The organism is Paenibacillus intestini, assembly GCF_030803945.1.
In the GTDB taxonomy this organism is placed as follows: domain Bacteria; phylum Bacillota; class Bacilli; order Paenibacillales; family Paenibacillaceae; genus Paenibacillus; species Paenibacillus polysaccharolyticus.
Genome location: NZ_JAURUN010000010.1, coordinates 42,382 through 65,918, shown reverse-complemented (window position 1 = coordinate 65,918; position 23,537 = coordinate 42,382). Strand labels below are relative to the sequence as shown.

14 protein-coding genes and 1 riboswitch are annotated in these 23,537 nt (G+C 46.2%); of the genes, 10 read left to right on the top strand and 4 right to left on the bottom strand.

What is annotated here, in order from left to right; translation table 11 throughout:
- Positions 1–165 precede the first annotated feature (165 nt).
- From J2T16_RS22635 to J2T16_RS22625, 3 genes are all read left to right on the top strand, one after another.
- Positions 166–2,550 carry an S-layer homology domain-containing protein gene (locus tag J2T16_RS22635; protein ID WP_499019324.1) on the top strand — a complete coding sequence of 795 codons (2,385 nt, stop codon included), beginning with the start codon at positions 166–168 and terminating at the stop codon, positions 2,548–2,550.
- Positions 2,551–2,870: 320 nt separating this feature from the next.
- Positions 2,871–3,998 (top strand): transglutaminase domain-containing protein, encoded by a 1,128-nt coding sequence (locus J2T16_RS22630; protein WP_090924460.1) that lies wholly within the window; start codon positions 2,871–2,873, stop codon positions 3,996–3,998.
- A gap of 210 nt (positions 3,999–4,208) precedes the next feature.
- Positions 4,209–8,753 (top strand): collagen binding domain-containing protein, encoded by a 4,545-nt coding sequence (locus J2T16_RS22625; RefSeq protein ID WP_221788298.1) that lies wholly within the window; start codon positions 4,209–4,211, stop codon positions 8,751–8,753.
- Positions 8,754–8,910: 157 nt separating this feature from the next.
- On the opposite strand, the gene J2T16_RS22620 is transcribed toward J2T16_RS22625, so the two are convergent.
- The 3 genes from J2T16_RS22620 to J2T16_RS22610 form a co-directional block, all read right to left on the bottom strand.
- A complete protein-coding gene (locus tag J2T16_RS22620; protein WP_154891732.1) occupies positions 8,911–9,540 on the bottom strand; it encodes a class D sortase in 630 nt (209 codons plus the stop codon).
- 138 nt (positions 9,541–9,678) lie between these two features.
- The gene (locus J2T16_RS22615) at positions 9,679–11,169 is read right to left on the bottom strand and encodes an amino acid permease (RefSeq protein ID WP_154891731.1); all 1,491 of its coding nucleotides are present in this window, start codon (positions 11,167–11,169) and stop codon (positions 9,679–9,681) included.
- A 112-nt stretch (positions 11,170–11,281) separates the two neighbouring features.
- A riboswitch (Lysine riboswitch) is annotated at positions 11,282–11,500 on the bottom strand.
- 172 nt (positions 11,501–11,672) lie between these two features.
- On the bottom strand, positions 11,673–12,815 hold the full coding sequence (locus tag J2T16_RS22610; protein WP_154985122.1) for a virulence factor: 1,143 nt from the start codon (positions 12,813–12,815) through the stop codon (positions 11,673–11,675).
- A gap of 253 nt (positions 12,816–13,068) precedes the next feature.
- Here J2T16_RS22610 and J2T16_RS22605 point away from each other — a divergent pair, with 253 nt between their 5' ends.
- Positions 13,069–13,485 (top strand): hypothetical protein, encoded by a 417-nt coding sequence (locus J2T16_RS22605; protein ID WP_154960162.1) that lies wholly within the window; start codon positions 13,069–13,071, stop codon positions 13,483–13,485.
- A gap of 40 nt (positions 13,486–13,525) precedes the next feature.
- On the opposite strand, the gene J2T16_RS22600 is transcribed toward J2T16_RS22605, so the two are convergent.
- Positions 13,526–14,224: a response regulator transcription factor gene (locus J2T16_RS22600; protein ID WP_090924466.1), complete on the bottom strand. Its 699-nt coding sequence runs from the start codon at positions 14,222–14,224 to the stop codon at positions 13,526–13,528.
- A 339-nt stretch (positions 14,225–14,563) separates the two neighbouring features.
- Here J2T16_RS22600 and J2T16_RS22595 point away from each other — a divergent pair, with 339 nt between their 5' ends.
- From J2T16_RS22595 to J2T16_RS22570, 6 genes are all read left to right on the top strand, one after another.
- On the top strand, positions 14,564–17,413 hold the full coding sequence (locus J2T16_RS22595) for a PAS domain-containing sensor histidine kinase (protein WP_186809831.1): 2,850 nt from the start codon (positions 14,564–14,566) through the stop codon (positions 17,411–17,413).
- 383 nt (positions 17,414–17,796) lie between these two features.
- Positions 17,797–19,143 carry a cytochrome ubiquinol oxidase subunit I gene (locus tag J2T16_RS22590; protein ID WP_336121869.1) on the top strand — a complete coding sequence of 449 codons (1,347 nt, stop codon included), beginning with the start codon at positions 17,797–17,799 and terminating at the stop codon, positions 19,141–19,143.
- Complete coding sequence (locus J2T16_RS22585; RefSeq protein ID WP_090924469.1) at positions 19,140–20,174, top strand: cytochrome d ubiquinol oxidase subunit II; 1,035 nt, start codon at positions 19,140–19,142, stop codon at positions 20,172–20,174. The genes J2T16_RS22590 and J2T16_RS22585 overlap by 4 nt, the downstream gene beginning before the upstream one ends.
- A gap of 7 nt (positions 20,175–20,181) precedes the next feature.
- Positions 20,182–20,454, top strand: a complete 273-nt coding sequence (locus J2T16_RS22580) for a hypothetical protein (RefSeq protein ID WP_221788333.1) — start codon at positions 20,182–20,184, stop codon at positions 20,452–20,454.
- Positions 20,455–20,546: 92 nt separating this feature from the next.
- Complete coding sequence (locus J2T16_RS22575) at positions 20,547–21,602, top strand: MBL fold metallo-hydrolase (protein ID WP_221788300.1); 1,056 nt, start codon at positions 20,547–20,549, stop codon at positions 21,600–21,602.
- Positions 21,603–21,859: 257 nt separating this feature from the next.
- Positions 21,860–23,485 (top strand): ABC-F family ATP-binding cassette domain-containing protein, encoded by a 1,626-nt coding sequence (locus tag J2T16_RS22570; RefSeq protein ID WP_090924472.1) that lies wholly within the window; start codon positions 21,860–21,862, stop codon positions 23,483–23,485.
- The last annotated feature ends 52 nt before the right edge of the window (positions 23,486–23,537 follow it).

Genomic DNA, 23,537 nt, shown 5'->3' with positions numbered 1-23,537 from the left:
TCATTATACAGAAATTCACAATTGTAAAATTACCCGGAAAACAGCGATTAAAAAGGAAGCTTATGGTATCATAGATTAGAATGGCAAAATTCATGCGAGAGTATTTATGATGCATTCTGCATGAGATTGAAGGGAGAGGTAACCATTTTGAGTTGGGATTGGAACATGAATGGAAGGCTAAAAACGTTCACAGCCAAAGCCGCAGCAACAGCAATGGCAACTCTGCTGTTTACGACACAGGTACCGGGTTTGACGGGGAGCGCATCCGCTGCTCAGGCGGGAACTGGCTCAGTGAATGAAGCAGTGTCGGGGGAAAACGATCAACTAGACGTAACAAGCAATGACGTGCCGGAGGGTGCAAAAATTTCATCCAGGCAAGCCGCTGATAATATATTAAAGCTGTTTCCGTTATTAAAAAAAGCGACGATCTCGTCTGCTAATTTCGATGTATCCAATTCCTACCCACCGCCGGATTACAAGGTATGGGATATTGGATTTCAAATTGTACAAGGTAATCATTCCATGGGATTCAGCGCGAATGTGCATGCAGGTACGGGGGAAGTCCTAAGCGTACATTTGCCATCTGAATTTGTGGAGAGTCAGCTGTCATCCGGTTCAGATGTTCAACTTACCAAGGAAGAAGCTGAAAAAACAGCTTTGGAACTGCTACATCAGGCAATTCCTGAACTACAGGAAGGACAGTATGTGCCGCTAGGAGACACGGTTTCACCTGTGGAACAACAAGCGTTATTTGGCCGCAATGAATATCAGTTTGTCTATAACTTAAAACATGATGGCGTCGTGTCGGATGCAGAGACAGTCTACATAACTGTGGATGAGAGAGGTCAAGCCACATCGTATTCACGTTCGACCATCTCGGCGAAATATCCTTCCTCCAAGCCGAAGGCCTCGGAAGAGCAGGCCAGACAGGTATTTGAAGATGGATTTGATGTAGAGCTTGCCTATATCTCCAAAGAACAATGGTCATCCAGACAAGGGCAAAAATATGTTCTCGGTTATTTGCCCAAAGGTGATAGTATGGGGCCGATCAACGCTAACACGTTAGACCGAATTGACGTGATGACAGGAAAAGCCGTGGACAAGAGCAGTTCACAACAAAATAAAAAAGTAACAGGCAATGGGCCGGCATTTGTTGCAGCCAACGGTCAGCGCTTAAATGTGCAACAGGCAGTAGAGCGGGTTGCAGCCAATTTTGACATTCCCAAGGATTACAAACTCGAACACAGTCAATTAACCAAAGGTTACTATGGTAATGCGAACAGCCAGGTCTGGAGTCTAAGCTGGAGCAATCGCAATGCAAACATATCCTATATGTTCATGCGTGATATTTCGGCACAGGTCGATGCGGTTACCGGACAGGTCTACAGCTACAATTTGATGCAACGGGTTGGACCAGAGATGGGGCAGGAAAAACCTTCTCAAGAGAAGGAGAAAAAGACGGTTACTTCAACACAGGCCGAGAAACTTGCAATAAATACGATCATTGCCGCTGTACCACAAGCCAAAGAGCAGTATCAATTGGCCAGAATGATAGAAGCAGACGATGCTCGTACGTTTGTATTTCAGCGTTATTTGAACGGGATTCGGGTTCAGGATGACACGGCACAGGTGCAGGTAAGGAACAATGGGGATATTACTGAATTCTATACACGCCTTGCGGCATCTCCTGAGCAACTACCGGCAGATATTACACCTGCAATCTCTTACGAAAAAGCTAAAGAACTCTATCTGAAGAAATATACGTTAACGTTGAATTATGCTCGTTACGGTGGGTTCGGTTTGGGTACTAGTGAACCTGTACCTGTGGGGGTGAATTTGGCTTATGTACCTGTAAGCGGTAAGAAATCTCTATACAATTTGAATGAATTGCTGGATGCTAATACAGGTCAATGGTTCTTCATGTACGGTCTAGACCATGCGGCATCTCAGATCGAACCGACAGATATTGCGGGTCATATTGCTGAATCAGCTTTGCGTAACATGACCAAGCATAAGGTGTTGATTGCTGACGAGCAGGGACGTGTATTTCCGGATCGGGTCATTACCCGGGGGGATTGGTTCAACTATCTGGCAAGAGCAATTAATCCGAACATGGACATGTACTATAACAGTGAGAGCAATGAGAAGCTTTTTGCTGATGTAACGATAGAAAGTCCGTATTACAAGGCAGTGAAAGTCCTTATAGATCAACGATGGATCGGTGGAGCTGACCCTGAGAAGCAGCTAAAACCTGAGGAAGAAATGACACGTGAGGAATTGGCGGTCTTGCTGATGCGTATTCTGCGTTATGAGAAGCTCGCCGGATTCTATATGCAGCCGTCAGATTTGCCTAACATTGCCGACGCCAGTGCGATCAACAATAAGGGCGCTGTTTCTCTGAGCTTGAAGCTTGGCTTGTTACCTTCTATTGAGGGAAGATTCATGCCTGCTCGCAAAGTAACGGTATCTGAGGCATCTCAAGTTCTTGAACGACTTGCCAAGTTGCAAGGGAAGACGGACACGTTCATGACGGGTAGCCGCCTTTATTGATTCCAGGCAGGCTGACCTGCATTAATGTGTACGAATCTGTACGCATGCAAAGCCACTCATAAATTGCTCCAGAAAGACATAGGATGAAGTGAAGCGGCAAACATGATGACTGCAACTAAAGTTCAAGGGGCCTTCCGAGAAGGTCCCTTTTCCACTTGATTCCACTAAGATTGGAAAGATACAAGTCGAATTATTCTTTTACACGTTAACGAAGTGGACTGTGTGAAATTTTTAATTCAACTTATATACAACAATGAAAGCAAGACCTTTTATGATACAATAGGGCATGAGAATGCTACGAAGAAGGGTGGGGTCCTTTCATGGGTAAGAACGGTAAACGAGTGATCACCATGTTGCTGGCAGGCTGTCTTGTTGCCGCTTGGTTGCCGCGTACAGTTGACCTGGATCAATTGTATGCAGCGTCAGGCACGTCCGAACTATCTACAGCGACGGATTTGCGTCAGACACTGTTGAATGCGATGTCGCAGCGTACAGAGAAAGTGGTGTTTACCTACAAGGGGAATGTGAAGGGCCTCAAGAAACAGTTGCAGACCTCTATCGATGAAGCAATGAAGAGTGATCCTTATATTCAATATACAGTGAAAAGTTATGCGTTTAACTATAAAGGCTCCAATACATCGGCCGAGGTGGATGTGACCCTCTCTTACCGGGAAACGAAGGCGCAGACCGATTATGTGAATCGGAAAGTAGCTAGTGTGCTCAAAGAAATTATTAAACCCGGCATGACGAGTCATGAGAAGGTTAAAGTTATTCATGATTGGATTGTGCTGAATCTTGCTTATGATACTTCATTACAAAAATATACGGCTTATGACGGACTTGCGACAGGCAGTACCGTATGTCAAGGATACTCCTTGCTTACTTACCGCATGCTGGAGCGGGTAGGGATTGAAAATCGCATCGTTGAAGGTCAAGCAGGCGGGCAACTTCATGCCTGGAACCTGGTGAAGCTGGATGGAAAGTGGTACCATATGGACACGACGTGGGATGATCCAACACCTGATCGCAAAGGCGTTGTGAGTCATAGCTACTACTTGTTAAGTGATAAAGAGATGGCGCGTGACCATGTCTGGACAGGCAAAAACAAGTACCCTGCAGCCTATGCACCTTACCGTGATGCTCTGCTTAAACTGGCGAAGACGGACGGAAACAAGCAGGAGGTATACCAAAAGCTGTACCATGCACTGGAGTATTCTCTGTATAATGAACAGGATGCAGTCAAGGAACGCGCAGTGCTCAAAACCAAAGTTCAGGGTGTGCTAAATGAGGGCGGAACTTCGTTAACCTTCAGATATAAGGGCACAGAGAGCAGTTTGATCGAAGATTTGCAGGATCTGTACCAGCTGGGTATGAAGTCTATCTCTTATTTTGTCTCCAAGATGGAAGATACAACAGATCTGCGTGTCAAAATTAACTGGACCTTGTAATAGAGGGCAGGAGCATATAGTCTGGTTCAGGTTCAGTGGCGTCAAATATAGCTGTATCAACGTATCTTCGTACCAAGAGCACCGCATGACGGGTGCTCTTTTTGTTGTCCAGTCTGCCAGCATGTCCATTGTCTATTTTTTGTATAGGTTCCCCTGTTATTCTATTCCTCGGCGTCTGCCAACATTATGAGCGAGGAGGATATGCGGAACATGAAGAGACAAGTGGGCATCATGATGATTGCACTTTTGCTGGTTACGCAATTGCTACAAGGGATGGTGTTAACATCAACTGTGCATGCTCAGGATGACACGAACCTGATCTCGGCGGGTACAATGAATAATTTAGAACCACCTTCACCAGAAGAGGATGACACGGTTCCTGAGGAACAGGACAATACGGATACTACTACGGATGATGAATCAGTCCAGGGAGATGTGGATCAAACGGCATCTGTAGAGGAAGCGAACCATACAAACGTAAGCCTTATGGCTACCGCTGCTGCAGCTCCCGAGATTCAGGAGAATCTGATTACGAGTGTGCAGATGTACAACCAGAAGCCGGATTATGACGGCAACGGTCAGATCGAAGTCAAGGGAGACAAGATTGAGGATATTCGCCCACGGATATCGGATGAAGTTGCGGTTGTTTTTAAATGGGGATTTGGGGATGATACCCATTCTTACGGGGATGGATCGACCTTCACATTCCACCTGCCTGACAAGTTTATGATAGGCTCACAGCTGAGGGGCAGTTTGGACGGGGGCGTCGGAGAATACGTGGTGAACCCGGACGGCACCATTGTATTTACCTTTAATGAAATGCTCGAACATGCCAAGCTGGAAGGAAACTTCTATGTGTGGGTCAAATTTGACGAGAGCAAGATGCAAGATGGACTGAAACAGAAGATTGATTTTAGTGGTGCAGGTCAAGGCATTATTGATGTGAATTTTGCAAACACCGCGAAGGATGAACTTCAGAAGACAGGGAAAGCAAACAAAAATAATTTCAATTCGGATGAGATTGAATGGACCGTAGATTTTAATCAGGCCGAAAAGATCATGAACAATGTGGTTTTGGAGGATACATTACCGCTGGGGCTGTCACTTCAAGGGGATATTGAGATCCGCGAGCTGGAGGTCCAGTTAAATGGTTCCGTGAAGGAAGGTCCTGTTGTTAATACAGCAACCCAGTTCCCTGTAAACTTGGGCAATATCGACAAAGCATATCGTGTCACATACAAGACGAACATTCAGGCACCGACTAGTGCTCCCTATACAGGTGTAACTTATTCCAATGAAGTGACGCTGACAGCAGATCAGAGCGAGTATAATGAATCCGATCTTGGACGTGTTACGGTTAGTTTCAATGAACCGCTGAACAAGTCGGGACAAGAAAGTGCATACGATCCAGTTACTCAGACGATTACATGGAAGGTTCAGTACAACTATAATCAGCAAACCATTGCACAGGCAAGTGCATGGCTTGAAGACCGTTTCGATACGGCAAAACAGAGGCTGATTGCAAGTTCACTTCGCGTATATGAAGTACAGATTCAATCGGATGGTCGCCCTGGTACAAGAACAGAGGTTGATCCTGCAAACTACACGGTGACTGGTGTCGGCACCGGTTTTAATGAAGGTTTTAAGCTGCAGTTCAACAACGATATTGATAAAGCCTATGAGATTGAATATGACACCCAGGCCATACAGCGGATATACGAAAATGAGACTGTAGTTAATACAGTAAACACACAGGATGGCACGACCAAGGAAGGTCAAAAAAATATTGAGGAAGTTATTTTTGCGAAGAGTGTAAAAAATGAAAATTTCAATGCCAAGGAAATCGAGTGGCAGATTGTGCTGAACCGGGATCAAAAGGAGATGACGGACATCGTCATCACAGATGATTATACAGGCAGACATATGAAGCTTATTCCGGGCAGTCTGCAGATCAGTGGCGATCAGCAGGATCAGTTCGAGGCAGAACCTGTAGCAGACCCGGCGGATGTGAATTTTGAAAAAGGGTTTACGATTCGCCTGAAACCTGGCGGTATGATTAATAAAGAACATCTGATCACTTATAAAACAAGCTTTGATCCAACGGCTGGAATGCCAACAAACAATGAATATCGCAACACGGCAACGCTAAACTGGAATGAATCAGGCATTCCGCAGACCGCTATAACAAAGTTTGCTGTGGTCAGACCCCAGAATTACACAATTGAGAATGGTAACAAGAGGGGCGAATACAGCGCCAGGGACAAAGCGATTACCTGGACCATTGATGTGAATTACAATCTGTTCGATCTTCAGGAGGCCATTCTCAAGGATGCCTATATCGGGAATCAATCCTTTGTGGATGGATCATTGAAAGTGAATGAGCTTGAATTGAGGGGTGCCAACAATGTTACATCAGTTGGTGATGAGGTCACGTTGACATCGGGTCAATTCCAGCTTAACCCGGATGGCAAAGGTTTTACGCTGAATCTGGGTGACATCGGCAAAAAAGCTTATCGCGTGGTGTATCAAACGAGTCTGGACGGAGCGTATGCAGTGGAGGGTTCGTACAGCAATCATGTTGTTCTGACGGATGCTGAAGGCGGGCCTGTACGTTTTGACAAGAAGGCTGTAGTTACTCCAGCCCATGGCGGAGTATATGTGAACAAAACAGGCCGTCAGGTGGGGACATCAGATCTGGCCTCATGGGTTGTAAACATTAATCCAAGTCAGTCATTCATTGCCGCGGGTTCTGAATTAACGGACACGTTATCCGGCAACCAGATTTTGCTTGCCGATTCAATGAAGCTGTATGAAATTCAACTGCCTGCAAACAATTCAGGCGATGTTTCGGTGAAGGATCGGCTGGTTGATCCATCGGAATATGAATTGGCAGTGGACGGTAACACATTTACTCTCACATTTAAGCACGACTTAAACACGGCATATCTTCTGGAATATCAGTCCTTCATCAATGCTGATGATGGCGAGAGAATTCAAAATCAGGTTGATTTTGCAGGACAGTCCTCTTCCGTTGCGGGAGAAGGTAGCCAGGCTGGTATCAAGGTATCGATGGCTGGTGCAGGCGGAGGGGCATCCACCGGAGTGGGGAAAATCAAAGTGCATAAGGTGGATGACACCGGACAACCGCTGGAAGGAGCCATCTTCGCGATCTATAATGCATCTGGAACAATTCTTTTGGAAACATTGAAACCGACAGATGCGAACGGAATGGCCGAAAGCAGTCGGAATTATCGACTGCATCTCACGAGTGGTGTACCCTACCGTCTCAAGGAGGTTGCAGCACCCGCTGGATATCTAACAGACGCTGAGTATGGTTCTATTTCAGGCAAAACGATACAGTTCAAGGATGCGGATGCAGCCTTCGAGATTGTAAACGAAAAGATTCGTCAGGGCTTTGAACTGACCAAGGTAGATGCAGCAAATCCAGCCAAGACGCTGGAGGGGGCCGTTTTTGAGTTATATCACATTCAGGGCTCAACGCGTGAGAAGCTTAATGAACTCACGTCAGGAGTGAACGGCAGAATCACCAAAGGAGATTTGGAAGCAGGGGCGTATGAATTAATTGAAATTCAGGCGCCGGAATTTTATACAGTGGATAGTACACCTATTCCGTTCACGATTACTGCGAACCAGACACAAATTGTGACACTTACAAAAACGAACCACATCGGTACGGGAGGTAAACTGACCGTAACGAAAGTAAATGCCAAGGATCAAGCTCCATTGAGCGGAATTGAGTTCGAACTGCGTGATTCCTCCAACACGATTGTGGATACCGGGGTTACGAATCAACAGGGTATCATTGAATTTGGCAATCTGACTTATGATGTGTATACACTGGTGGAAACCAAAGCTGAAGGTTTCGTGATAGAAACCCCGGAGACTTCGGTATCCATTACCAAGCCAGACACTCAAGTGACGATCGAAAACAAGGAAAATGACCGTTCGGTAAAGCTGGTGAAATATAATGCAAGCCGAACGCAGCATCTGCAAGGTGCGGTCTTTGAATTACGTGCTCAATCAGCACTTATGGGGCCGGATGGAGAATGGCTGTTTAACGTGGTTACAGGCATCAACCCGACATTATTGACAACCGATCTCCACGGTGAGATTAAATTACAGCAGCTTGAACCCAATATGTATCAGTTGGTTGAAGTGAAGGCCCCTTCTGGTTATCAATTGGATCAGACGCCAGTTGTATTTGAAATTACCAATCGACAAACCGAGGCCGTTGTTGTAGAAAAGACAAACCGGGCTATTCCGGTATCAGGCGGGCCGAGTGAGCCGTATAATCCGGGTACGCCTAACATTGGCAACACTCCAGAACCAACGAAACCAAATACACCTGATGGGAAAACACCGGAAATATCCGTGCCTGGTACGATTGTAACGAAGCCTTCGGAACCCGCAGAAGGAAGCGCGGGTGGAAGCAAGCCGGATGATGATTCCGAGACATCGCCTCCAGCGCCTGAAACGGTCGATGGAAATGAGACGCAGCCTCAGGTGACAGAAGGCAATGATACGGGCGAAGATGGTGATCTTACACGTCCTACGGGTACAGATTCTGATCGTGAGGTTTCATCAGGGAACAGCAGCCATACGTCAGCTCAAGGCATGCTGCCCAAGACAGGTGAAGAGAGCTCCATCGTTTACACGGTCTCGGGATTAATGCTGATGGTTATGGGGAGTGCAGGGTACTTGTACTTCCGGCGCAGAGAGCAGTTCCAACGCTAAAGTGAGATGCTGGACACCCTGATCTGGACAAATACGAATAACGTATAATCAAACACCCTCCGGCCTATGCCACGAAGAATTGATCTTCGTGAGCAGGCGGGAGGGTGTTTTGACGTTTTTTTCTTGGTTAAGGCTGTATCACGGTGTAGCAGTCCATTTAAGTGTTTACTTTTACAGCGCGTATAATGAGCCGATGTGTTGCATCGATCAGCGGATCACAGGTGATCAACGTTAGAACTTCTCCAAGGCCCGGGTCTTCCAGAACAGATACATCGGAAGGCTCTACAACGGAAATCTGATCGATTTTGTAGTGTATGGTTGTTTGATTGGCAAGTATGATCTCTACAGAGTCGCCCATTTGAAGCTCACCCAGCCGGTTGAATAATCGACCTTTTCGATGAGCACGATGAGCAGCAATCGCCGCATTACCAGATTGTCCGATTGAAGCTGTCTCCATCAGATGGGCTGCAGCAAACTTCATATTTTCCTGAGTCGCACCTTCCAGAATAGGCAAGCGCACATCAATAACCGGAATAGAGATAATTCCAAGTGTTCCGGGTGCAAGGGAATTATTGGCGGCAATGTCCCCGGTAGTTCCCTCTTGGTCTGAATGACCGGTATCTATACTGCGTTCAAAGGTAAGATTCAGTTGAGACAGGCCGGACTGAAGATGTTTCAGTTCACTCAGGACTCGGCTCTGCTGCCAGTCATAATACATTCCTTGCAGCGTTGGAAAGCTGATCGTCAACAGGCCTAATAGCACAAGCAGGACAGACCACTTTTTCAAAGTACATCTCTCCTTCGGTTGAGAGTATAATAGGTGTTCCCTTATCTATTGTACGGATCAACCTATACAAAATATGGACAGAAAAATCCCCTGTTCCAAACAGATTGCTCTGTAGAACAGGGGATGAGGATTAGTCTTTTACTCCTTAATACCTGAAGATTCAGCAGGTGTGAAGTCGCATTCCTGTAGAGGGACAACTTTGGTCTTTTTGATCCATTTGTAACCGAGCCATAGTATCAGGAATAACGGTACACTCAGGTAAGCAACAAGGACTCCACTCCAGTCGATCTGGTCACCTGTGAATGCCTGATAGTTCTGTCCCAGAATAACGATGATACACAGCACAAAGGCAAAGATTGGACCAAACGGGAACCACCGCGCACGGTAAGGCAGATCTCTCAGATCCCGACCTTGTGCGACATAGGCTCTTCGGAATCGGTAATGACTGATCGCAATACCCAGCCACGTAATGAATCCACACATGCCGGATGCATTCAGCAACCAAGTATAGACGATACCGTCACCGAAGAGGGAAGCCAAGAATGCAAGCATGCCAACAGCGGTTGTGACAAGCAGCGCGTTCATCGGAATGCCTCGTTTATTCAGCTTGCCAAGAAAACGTGGAGCTTTGCCATCCCGGGCAAGTGCATAGAGCACACGGCTCGAAGCGTACATGCCGGAGTTACCGGCTGAGAGCACGGAAGTCAGGATGACGGCATTCATGACAGAAGCCGCAATCGCAAGTCCTGCTTTTTCGAAGACAAGCGTAAACGGGCTGACCCCGATGTTCTCCAGATCACCTTTGAGCAGATTCGGGTGAGTGTAAGGAATAATTAAACTGATTACAGTAATCGCCAAAATGTAAAAGATCAGAATACGCCAGAAGACCTGGCGAATGGCACGAGGTACGTTTTCGCGTGGATTCTCACTTTCACCTGCGGCGACACCGATCAATTCCGTTCCCTGGAAGGAGAAACCTGCGGCCATAAACACGCCGAGCACAGCGAAGAAGCCACCGTGGAATGGTGCATCACCGATTGTAAAGTTGCTGAAGCCAACAGCTTCACCGCCTAGAATACCAAAGATCATTAATACGCCGACACTCAGGAAGATAATAACTGTGGCCACTTTGATAATGGCAAACCAATACTCCGATTCCCCGTATCCTTTGACGGACAGGATATTCAAGGCAAAGATCAGTACCAGGAATAGCAGACTCCACAACATGGATGAGCTGTCCGGGAACCAATATTTAATCAGAACGGTAGCTGCAGCGAGTTCCGCGGCAATCGTTACCGCCCAGTTGTACCAGAAATTCCAGCCCATGGCGAAGCCGAGTGCGGGGTCAACGAAACGTGCCGCATACGTATTAAAAGAACCGGAGTCCGGCATAAAGGTTGCGAGTTCTCCCAAGCTGGTCATGAGGAAATAAACCATGATTCCAACAGCCGCGTAGGCAAGTAATGCACCCCCAGGGCCGGCAGTTGAGATGGCTGTACCACTTGCCAGAAAGAGTCCGGTACCAATGGAGCCGCCCAGGGCAATCATGGTCATGTGACGTGCACGCAATCCTTTTTTCAGTGTAGGTCCAGTTGTTGTTGTGTGTGATTGGTTGCTGCGGTCTTGCATGAAAACACTCCTTCAATTGTATTGCTGATGCAGATCATAGATCCATAAACAAAAAAAGACCACAGGCATGAGCCTGCGGTCTTAATATTTATATCCGCACCATGTCCCAGATGATTAAGATAGCTCAACACAGAAGAAGTCATACCTTTTTTAGAAAAAGATACGAATACTTCTGTGACAGTTCTGCACCTTTCGGCTGCAGCCCCAGTTCACCGGACCGATAAAGGAACGTCCAGTAAACTTCGGCGGGTACACCTTTCGGCTGATCTCAACAGCGGCTCCTAGCGCCTTCTTCAGCTTACTGATCGCACCCGCGACCTCTACCTCACCATGCAATGGATGAGGTGTATCTATTGTTTATGAAATTAGAAATCACGCTTTGAGCAGCGTGTAACCTGTTAATCAAACAGACAACAAGTATACCGCTCATCGATTTACAGTGCAATAACAAATGTTGGATTGTTCCCTGGAAGGTTCCTAAAGGACAAAACTAAAAGATAAATCTAATCCTGCTTTTTATTTCGTCCTGCCATCTGCTGCCACACCGTTCCGGCCGCCTGTTCACCAGACTCGATACGTTCTAGCGCCATTTTGGCCTGCAAGCTCACTTCAAATTCGGGATCTTCCGCGGCGAGACGTAAAGCCTGCTCCGCTTCTTCGGTTCCGACTTCATACAGAAAACGAGCCGCACGCCAGCGCACAAGTTTGCTCTTGTCCGTCAACGTTTCAATCATGGCCGGTGTGGCAACAGGGTCGCCGATGTCTGATAAAGTATCCCCGGCAGTACGCCGTACAGCGGGAGAACTGTCCCGAAGCGCTTCGTACAGAAGTTCCATCGCTTCAGGTGTACGAATATCCCCCAGATAGACAACGGCCAAGCGACGAATTTGCATTTTGCTGTCACGCAGTGCCTTTGCTACCAGATGCAGTCTTTCCTCTGTTGGTTCCATACCATCCAGTGCGGCATAGCGTACATTCCAGTCTTCATTCTGAAGAGCTTCTTCCAGTTCCGGTCCAGCCAGCGCACGCCGATGCTCGACGAATTCTTCTGTATTTGTACCATGCGCAATAGCTTGCTGAATAACCTGCTCCAATCGCTCCGGTGGATAAGCCGCTTCCAGTTCTTGTTCAACTTCACGCGCAATATCCGGTAGTTCACCGTACCGTACCCCGTAATCGCTCAGTTTACGTTCTTTGATCATTGTAGCGCTGGCAACTTCCGTAACGGCTTTGACAAAACGGTCTGATAGTGAAATCCGTTCCTCTTTCGTTCCGGCTTTGACGCGAATTTGCATCGGCACTCCGCGGAAAAACTGAACAAAAACTTGTGCTTCTCCAAAGTGTTCACCTGAAGCATCTTCTGATTCAATCCAGTCCAGATTTACGCTTTCCTGACCCAGACGGCTCTGTACTTCACCAAGAATCACAGACCAGTCTGCATTGCCTTTACGATCCAGAGCAACGAAGTCGGTCGTGTGGAATACACTTTTCACGCCTGGAATGTGTAACATCTGGCGAATAAACGCCGGGGCTGAACGTTCGTTGTCCAGTGTATAGGTTCTGCGAATCCCGTCTTCCAGACGTTCGTCGAGATGTAACATCATCGTATTTGGACTCGGTGTTGGTTCAATGGAAACTATATTCATGGGTGAAACCTCCTATAATAGCAGATTGATACATAAGCTCCCGTAAAATAAATCACACAGTACCTTTATTTTAACGGACACCTCTATTTTACATGAAATCAGGAAAACTGCGAAATTACATGCCGAGGAGAAGCATTAGCGCAGGTATGTGAAGAAGTGCGAAGATTGTTAACACTTCTTTCATGTTCGTGCACAAACATTTTTAAATGAAACCTGACACAATATAGGTAAGAAGCTATTGGAGGTTATATCTATGGAGCCTGTTACTGTGCTAACGGATGGAGAGCGTTGTATTAACTTTGAGAAAATCAAACCTTTGTTTGAGGATTGGATTGCTTCTGCGCCATCAGATTCAGTAAAGGGAACAGGAAGAGGGGATTGGGAGAATTCCCGTTTTTGCATTGTGGATTATAGGAACGCTGATCAGGCCATAGCCGCGGCGAAAGCCATCCGTGCTTTTGTACCGGATGTTCCTCTACTGGTCATTACCGATTTTACATCCTTGGTCCGTAAGCGTCATCTGCAACAGATTACAGGTATTGGTGTTATGAAGTTGATGCTCTGGAATGAACAAGACCCCGATCAATTGGTTAGCGGCATCGAGAAGTGGCTGCAAACTTTCGGGTACGAAACACCAATAACCATGCCTTCCGCTTTACACATCAGGTAAAACGAAAGAAGCATGGTGCTTGCAACTGTTTTTATACCAACTAGACCATATATTTATAGCCTGTACCCCATACCGTTTTAATAAAACGGGGATTTTTGGGGTCGGGCTCTATTTTTTTACGAAGACTAGAGATATGTACGTCGATGGTTCGATCCAGATAGGCGCGTTCTGAGCCTTTGATGCGGTCCATCAGTTCATTACGGGTAAATACTTTGCCCGGATTGCGATACAATTCCTTCATAATCTCAAATTCGATATGGGTTACATCGATTTCAACACTATCTACAAATAGCGTTCTCCTGTATTCATTTACACTAATGTGACCCGTCACTTCAGATGGCTGATTCTCTTTAACGGGTTTATCCTGATAAGTGATAATCGACCTGCGTAACAATGCTTTAATTCTGGCGTCCAACTCTTTCAGACTGAACGGCTTGCAGAGGAAATCGTCAGCACCGTTATGTAAGGCTCGAAGTCGATCATTTAACATCGTACTCGCAGATATCATCAGGACAGGAACGGTGGAATGTTGCCGAAAAGAATCAACAAGTTCGTTACCGTCAATTTCGGGCAACATCAAATCTGTCACCACAATATCAGGTTGAAACTGGGAAAATAAATGAAGTGCTTCACGGGGATGATGAACCCGCTCGGTTATGTATCCTTCCTCATCAAGAAAAAAAGCGATCATGTCCGCTAAATTCTTTTCATCTTCTATAAGAAGTACTTTGATTGACATAGCTTCACACTCCTTACGAACGAGGATTTGTTAAGAAATTACGATGAAATGATGAAAAATACCGCAAAAAATTTAATGGTTCTATTCCAGAATATAGGAAGTAGCACCAACTTGCAAAAAGACTTTACCTTGATAGTGTAGTTTATCATGAGATTACTTTTTTTGCCGAATCATAATTTTTGCCATACGTATTATGAATGTTAATTAAAGTATAATGGATCAGAGTGCTTAAAGGGAAAAAAGGTTCGAAGTTATCGCCAGCTATTAGGGGGAACAGATGTTGTTAGAGAGAACAAAGAGGGCAGAAGTACCTCGAATCCACGGTGAGGACAGATGTATATGTATGGGATAACGGAAGCGAGGAACCTGTTGGAACGGATTCTACTGCACCTGAGAAGACCCTGGATTGGAACATGTCTTCTGGTGTTCTTTGGCACACTAAGTTCCATTTTTCCGTTTACATTGTTCTATGGTGTTCAATTTGTACTCATTAGTGCCACAGCATTGGTTGCCCTTCGTTTGTATGGAGGGATATACGGTTTTGTATCACTTACGTTAGTCTATCTATCTAAAAGCCTAATCATTGGGCTGGATTCGCATAACCTTTATGTCATGGCTGGACATTTTATAGAGCTGATCTGGATGCTGGGGTGGCAGAGGTATTATAAAAAAGGCAGTCTGATCAAAGCTAACGCTGTGTTCTGGATTGTGATGTTACTTCCTGCAATTGGTTACGGATATTATGTTTTAGGCCTGACTGTGGAAGTGACCAAATATGAATATATGTACGTGGCTGTCGTGAGCATGGTCAACGCCCTGATAGCAGGCATTGTGGTTGATTTTTGGATCACTTTGGGTGAACATCAGGCAAAACGTGCAGGCACGATCCCCCTAGCGAGAATTGCATTTAAATATGTGGTTGCTTTTGTTGTGTTTGTCTCTCTTGTCCTGTTGTCAGTGGATAGTCGCAGACAATTGAGCCAGATGAACGAATCCATCTTACGGGATATGAAACATGCAGCGAATGCTGTGGTTCAGGATTTAGATGAACAGTATGTAACGCCGGATAACCTTGCAGAAAATGTAGAGCGTTACCACCATTTGCTGGGTATGAATGTGATTTTGCTAGATCAGCGTGGAACTGTCGTTGTTTCTGGAATCCCCGAGTATCTTCCGGGAGAATTCATAAACCTGGATAGTTTTCAGGTGCTGACATCCAGGAGCGGCCCAATTCTTTTAAATTCAGAGAAAGCTCATTACAGCGATATATTGGATCATTGGAGGCAAGCTTCTTTTATCTATGAGGCTGAGGAAACGGCTATTACCCCTTATCAGGTGTTTGTTGAAACCAATTCGTCCCAGTATTACACGCAAATTGAGAAGATCTATCTGACTACTTTTCAATCTTTATTCGTTATTATCGTTACATCCATGATTGTGGCAGCTCCTTTGAGTAGCAAAGTGGTTAGTCCCTTACTTCGTTTGACTCGGTTAACAGGTTCTCTTCCTCGTCTACTTTTTCGAAACGGAAATATGGATTGGCCGAGCAGTCATGTGACCGAAGTGCAGATCCTCATTGGAAACTTACGCAAGATGGCGGATGTGTTACTCGAACAATTCGAACAGATTCGACTCGATAAGTTAACACTGGAGGACAGGGTCATTGCTCGTACGAAGGAACTGAAGAACAGCGAAGGCATTAAACGTGCCATTATTGAATCTTCAATTGATGCCATTATCTCGGTTGATTGTCAAGGGGTGATCATTGAGTTTAACCCTGAGGCCGAAAGGATGTTTGGATTGGGGCGGGAAGAGGTTTTGTTGCAGAAGGAAGCCTCATCTCTTTTCCAGGGGATTAGTTTACAGGAAATTAAGTTGATGTTAGAGCAATATGAGTATGTCGAAGGCAAACGGTATATCACGGTTGATGAAATATTAGGTGTTCGCAATGACGGCTCCGTTTTTCCGATTGAGTATCGAATTGTAGAGATTCAATTGGGGAAAAACGAGACGTTATACAATCTGTTCATCAAAGATATTACAGAACGTACTCGTGCAGAAGAAGACCGGGTGCGTCATGCCCTTGTATTGGAGCACCTTAACCTAGAGTTGTTCCAAGAGAAGGCAGCAATTCAGGAACAGCGCGATATCAGTGAACAATTCATTGAATCGGTTCGCGAAGGACTTGTCATGTCTGACCGTTCAGGCACGATTACAATTGTGAACCGCCGAATAGAAGAGATGTTTGGACTAGGTAATTTTCTAGGAGAATCCATCACTGACTTGGCTCAAGCCATCGATTCGATGGTACAGACGGATAACTTCAATCTAACAGAACAGACAAGAGCATTTCTGGATGGAGAACAAGCATTCATCGAGACCAATTTCTATTTTGATAACGTGGAGCAAAGCGTTTTTTCGTTGTACATGAAACAGATGGACGTGCCAGGGAAAAATCATGGATTCCTGCTCGTATTTCGTGACTTAACGGGTGAAGAGCGGCTGAACCGGATGAAAAACGAATTGATTAGTGTTGTTTCTCATGAACTTCGTACACCTGTGGCTACCATCATGGGATATGTTGAACTGATGTTAATGTATGACCTCCCGGCATCCCAACGTAAGGAATTTATGGAGACTATTGCGTCTGAAGGCAAACGTCTGAGCAGCTTGCTGGATGATGTGCTTGATATCCAACGACTCGATAATGAAGGGATGACTTATCATATGACCTACGTTCCTCTCGTGGACCTTGTTGAAGGTGTAGCAGAACAATGGAACATGAAGTCTTCTCAGCGGATCTATGTGCATGTCTTTAATGGTGATCTCTTTGCTTATGCGGATCAGAACCGGATGGTTCAAGTATTGCATAATCTGATAGGCAATGCGGTAAAGTACTCTCCAGGAGCAGAGCGAATCGACGTCACATTATGGGAAGAAGAGGGAGCACTGTGCATCGATGTAAGGGATTATGGCATAGGGATTGCCGAGAGTGAGAAGGATCTACTGTTTAACAAATTCTATCGTGTAGATAATTCAGATCATCGTCAGATTGGTGGCACGGGCCTCGGTCTGTATATCTCCCGCAAAATTGTGGAGGATCATCAAGGAAGTCTGACCTTCATGTCGGCGCCAGGGAAAGGCAGTACGTTCAAAGTCAGGTTGCCCAAGCAGGATGTTGTGCTTTAGTCTGTTTACCGAAAGTTATTATAGTATCGTGAGCTTTTATCTTTTGGCACGTGACCGTGCGGAAAGGTAAAGGCTTTTTTTATCGTTCTAACTTTGTTTTTCGTCATCTGGGATAAAAAAACGGGAACTTTTGCACACTGTATATAGAGCCATAATTTGCATTCTGTGCAAAAGGAGGGCACCACGTATATGTTTCGCAAACAAGAGAAAACGCTCATCATCGTTTGTTTGGTGGCGGCTGTAGTTGTACTGTACGCCGTAGTCAAAAGCATCATCCGTATTATGAGTTATTAAAAATCCGTTCAGGCATGTACATAACCCATAACGATTCAACGAAACAACCAAAACAACGATAACGATTACGCTGAAAGAGGAGTGTACCCATGTCATCTCTGGACCCTGTACTGCTCAGCCGGATTCTGACCGGTCTGACCCTGTTTGTGCATATTATCTTTGCTTCCATTGGTGTAGGTGTTCCGCTCATGATTGCTTTGGCTGAATGGCGGGGGCTACGTACCAATGACATTCATTACACCTTGCTGGCTCGTCGATGGGCGAGAGGTTTTGTCATTACGGTGGCCGTAGGTGTAGTCACAGGCACATCCATCGGCTTACAGCTGAGCTTGCTGTGGCCCATGTTTATGCGTGTCGCTGGTCAAGCGATTGCGTTGCCGCTTTTTATGGAGACATTTGCTTTTTTCGTAGAAGCGATTTTTCTCGGGATTTACTTGTACACCTGGGATCGGTTCAAAAAGAAATACACGCACATGTTGTTGCTCATTCCGGTCGCTCTTGGCTCATCCGCTTCCGCGATTTTTATCACAACCGTGAACTCGTTCATGAACCAGCCACAAGGTTTCACCTTGATTAACGGCATCATGAAGGATATTGACCCGATTGCCGCGATGCTTAACCCGGCGACACCAACGAAAGTATCCCACGTGCTTGCTTCCTCTTATACCTTAAGTGCGGGTGTACTGGCGGGTATTGCGGCGTTCAGTCTGCTACGTGGACGAGATCATGTGTATTACAAAAAAGCGCTCAAGCTCACAACCGTTTCTGCGCTTGTATTTGCAATCAGCACCGTCATGATCGGTGATTCTTCAGGTAAATTTCTGGCGAAATATCAGCCGGAGAAGCTGGCCGCTGCCGAGTGGCACTTCAAAACGATGAAGGAAGCACCGCTGGTGTATGGCGGTATTCTCGATGAAAACAACGAGGTCAAATATGCCATCAAAATTCCTTATGCGCTGAGCATTTTGGCTGGTAATCGACCGGATACAGAAGTGAAGGGACTGGAAGAATATCCTGCCGATCTCAGGCCGCCGTTGTCCATTCATTATATGTTTGACCTGAAAGTAACAACAGGAGTCATTATCCTGCTGATCCCCGTGTTGTACGTGTTACGCCGCTGGCTGCCCGGACGCAAACCTTATCCGAAATGGCTACTGCTTGGCATTGTGCTTCTCGGCCCACTGGCGATGATTGCGATTGAGCTTGGCTGGATGTTTGCCGAGGTGGGCAGACAGCCCTGGATTTTGCGCGGATATATGAAGGTGTCCGAGGCGGCGACGACCTCGACTTCGGTGGGGTGGATGCTCGTGCTTTTTATCCTGCTGTATCTGGTGCTGTGTTTCTCGTGCATTCGTGTGATCAGCAAGTTGTTCCGTAACAAGGAAGCGGAGAAGGAACTGGATTCGCTTGGTCTGGAAGGAGGCATCGTGCATTGAGCTTTGAAATTGCGGGCATCGCGATATTGTGGACGTTTCTGTTCGGTTATCTGATCGTGGCGTCGATTGACTTCGGCGCGGGTTTCTTCAGTTTTTACAGCATATTGACAGGACATGAAAACAAAATTCATAACATTATTCAGCGCTACCTTTCACCGGTGTGGGAAGTGACGAATGTGTTTCTCATCTTCTTTGTCGTGGGGCTGGTCGGCTTCTATCCCGACAGTGCGTTCTATTACGGTACAGCCCTGCTTGTCCCGGGTTCGTTGGCGATTGTTCTACTGGCGATCCGGGGGGTGTATTACGCCTACAATACTTATGGTAACCACGGGAAAAATAGCAGAATCTATCTGGCATTGTACGGAGCAACGGGATTGCTGATCCCGGCAGTGTTCTCCACCATTTTGGCGATATCCGAAGGCGGGATTATCGAACAGGTGGGCGAAAAGGTGTTCTTTCGCTGGCGTGAATTTTTGACAAATCCCTATACATGGTCTGTTGTATTGCTCGCTTTGGTGAGTGTACTGTACATTTCGGCGATGTTCCTGTCCTATTACGCGAAGCGGGCCGGGGATGAACCGGCCTTTGGCGTACTTCGGGAGTATGCGCTGCTGTGGAGCTTGCCCACGATTTTTGCGAGTTTTCTTGCTTTTCTGCAAATCAATAAACAAAATCCGGCTCACTTTGAGCGTATGGTGGACATGTCATGGATGTTTATCGCATCCTTTATCTGTTTTGTTATCGCAGTGTCGCTTGTGTGGAAGGAGAAATACCTGGGCTGGTGTTTTATCGCGGTGATGCTCCAGTTTGCCTTTGCTTGGTACGGATATGGTCGTTCACATCTGCCCTATATTCTGTACCCGTACATCAATATCTACGATAGCTTTACGAACCGAACGATGGGGATTGCGCTGATCACAGCATTCAGTCTCGGGCTCCTGGTGCTCATCCCATCTCTGGTGCTGATTATGAAGCTGTTCCTGTTTGATGCCAATTATGTACGCGGTAACGCAGGGAAAAAGAAAGGATGACTTCGCCATGTTTGCGACGACGATTTCGAATATTCTCTATATGCTGTCTGCTATGCTACCCCTGCAACTTTCGGTGTTGAGATCTGCATGGCCCGCAGGTATTTATCCGGGATTGCACTTGCATCCGCTTTTGGAAGAAGGGGTGAAAGGCATACCGGGCATCACGGGGCTTAGCTTTTTTGAGACGTTTACGATTATGTATGCTCCACCTCTGATTATGGTGACCGCGATTGTCTTTCTGTTTATCTATATGGCGGTATGCAAAAATCCAAAGGACTGATTACATTGACGCTGTACTTATGTCAGGTGGTACGTCCACTGCCGATACGGGTAATCTGATGTTAAGAACTGAGGAAGGGAGGAGGCCCCTTCATGCCCAAAATTCGTTATAACAATATCGATAATGTCAGTACAGACAAAACGCTGAAGGAGTTCAAGCAGTGGAGAGAACAGCGGCGCCGCAAAGTAAAGGACTATTCCTACAAGGTGCCGAAGCACGAGCCTGAACTGGATTATTTACATGCCAACCGGGAAGAAACCACGATCACGTGGATCGGACACTCCACCTTTTTCATCCAATATTATGGACTGAATATCGTGACCGACCCGGTGTGGGCGGAAAAGATGGGATTCCAACGCAGGCTGGGTGACCCCGGTATTCCGATTCAGGATATTCCACCGCTCGACGTCATCCTTATCTCTCACTCACACTATGATCACTTGCATTTGGCTTCCCTGCGCAAATTGATTACATCGAAGACACTGCTGATTGTGCCGGACGGCTTGAAACGCAAGATGATCCGTAAGGGATTTCACCGTTGTCAGGAGATGAAATGGTGGGATCATATGGTGCTTGGTGGAGTGAAGATTACGTTTGTGCCTGCTCAGCACTGGACACGCCGAACGTTATTTGATACCAATACGTCCCACTGGGGCGGTTACGTATTGGAGCCAAATCATGTCGTACATGCATCAGAAGAGAGTGCGGCAGCAAGAGAAGTGCCGGAACAGTCCGCTTCAGCAATTTCTGAATCCCAGAAAGCTCACGATGACAAACAAGCAGGAGGTTATCCACCTGTCCTGTATTTTGTCGGGGATACCGGGTATTTCAAGGAGTTCAAAACGATTGGTGAACGCTTCGACATTGGCGTAACATTGATGCCGATTGGCGCGTATGATCCCGAATGGTTTATGACTTCCCAGCATGTGACACCAGAGGAAGCCTTGCAAGGATTCGTGGAGACAGGCTCACAGCTTATGGTGCCCATGCATTACGGAACCTTCAAGCTGGCGGACGACACACCCAAGGAAGCACTGGACCGGCTGGAGGTGGAGCGAGAACGGCTCGGTATTGCCAAGGAACGGATTCGGGTGCTGGGACATGGCGAGACTCTTCGCATTCGACATGAAGCTGATGAGACCGAGTGAGTATTCATTAAAATTCCATGAAAAGTACAACAACTGGGCTAACAAAAGCCAGCCAGATATGGTAATCTATAAACATACGTGCATGAACAGCATATTTACCAAAACTTTAATCCGTAAAAAGCGGCTGATTTTCGAATTTGCCGCTTTTTTGTGTTATAATATGGTGCCAGAATAGGCATCGGATATTGAATCCATGATTTTACGCAGGTTGCTATTCATGCAGTATGCAGATTAACGAATAAAGGATGGTATGCTTAATGATCAGTACAAGCGGCATCACGCTCCGCTACGGAAAACGTGCACTTTTTGAAGATGTGAATATCAAATTCACGCCAGGCAACTGTTACGGCCTGATCGGTGCGAACGGAGCCGGCAAATCAACGTTTTTGAAAATTTTGTCCGGTGAGATTGAAGCCAACTCGGGAGAGGTGCACATCACCCCGGGCGAACGTATGGCCGTTTTGAAGCAAAACCACTTTGAATATGATGAGTATCCGGTTCTCGAAACGGTTATTATGGGTCATGCTCGTCTGTATTCCATCATGAAAGAGAAGGATGCTTTGTATGCGAAGGCAGACTTCACAGAAGAAGACGGTTTGCGTGCAGGTGAACTTGAAGGGGAGTTCGCTGAGCAGAACGGCTGGGATGCTGAGCCGGATGCAGCGGCACTCCTGATCGGTCTGGGCATTGATCGTGACATGCATGACAAAAAAATGATAGAGCTGAGCGGGAACGAAAAAGTCCGCGTATTGCTGGCACAAGCGTTGTTTGGCCGTCCAAACAACCTGTTGCTCGATGAGCCTACCAACCACTTGGATCTCGAATCCATTCAATGGCTTGAGAACTTCTTGATGGATTATGAAGGCACCGTTATTGTTGTATCCCATGACCGTCACTTCCTGAACAAAGTATGTACGCATATCGCAGATATTGACTTTGGTAAAATTCAGATGTACGTAGGTAACTATGACTTCTGGTATGAGTCCAGCCAATTGGCTCTTGCGTTGCAACGGGATGCCAACAAGAAAAAAGAAGAGAAGATTAAAGAGCTGCAAGCCTTTATTCAACGTTTCTCCGCGAATGCTTCGAAGTCCAAACAGGCGACTTCCCGGAAGAAACAACTCGACAAAATCACATTGGATGACCTTCGTCCATCCAACCGTAAATATCCGTTTATTAACTTCAAACCTGAGCGTGAAGCAGGGAAACAATTGCTGACGGTGGATCGTATTCACAAATCCGTAGATGGTGTGGAAATGTTGAAAGATGTGAGCTTTGTGGTGAACAAAGGTGACAAAATTGCATTTGTTGGCCCGAACGGAAATGCCAAATCACTGTTGTTTGATATTCTCATGGGTGAAACGGAAGCGGACAGCGGTGAATATACTTGGGGTGTGACGACAACTCAGGCTTATTTCCCGAAAGATAACTCCCAATTCTTTGACGGTGTGGATATGACACTCGTAGATTGGTTGCGTCAGTATTCCAAAGATCAGGATGAAACGTATCTGCGTGGCTTCCTGGGCCGTATGCTGTTCTCTGGTGAGGAGTCCCAGAAGAAGGCTAGCGTACTCTCCGGGGGAGAGAAAGTTCGCTGTATGCTGGCAAAAATGATGCAGACAGGTGCAAACGCATTGATTCTCGATGAGCCAACAAACCACTTGGATCTCGAATCCATTACTGCGCTAAATAATGGTATGATTGACTTTGATGGAACGATGTTGTTTACTTCCCATGACCATCAGTTTATCCAAACGATCGCAAACCGGATTATCGAAATCACGCCTACAGGCCTGATTGATCGTCAAATGAGCTATGACGAATATCTGGAAAGTGACGAAATCAAAGAATTGCGTAACAAGATGTACCCGGTGGAAGCTTAATTCCACTTTAAATACGTGCAAGCGAAAAACCGCAAGTCCTCCTAGTGGAGGG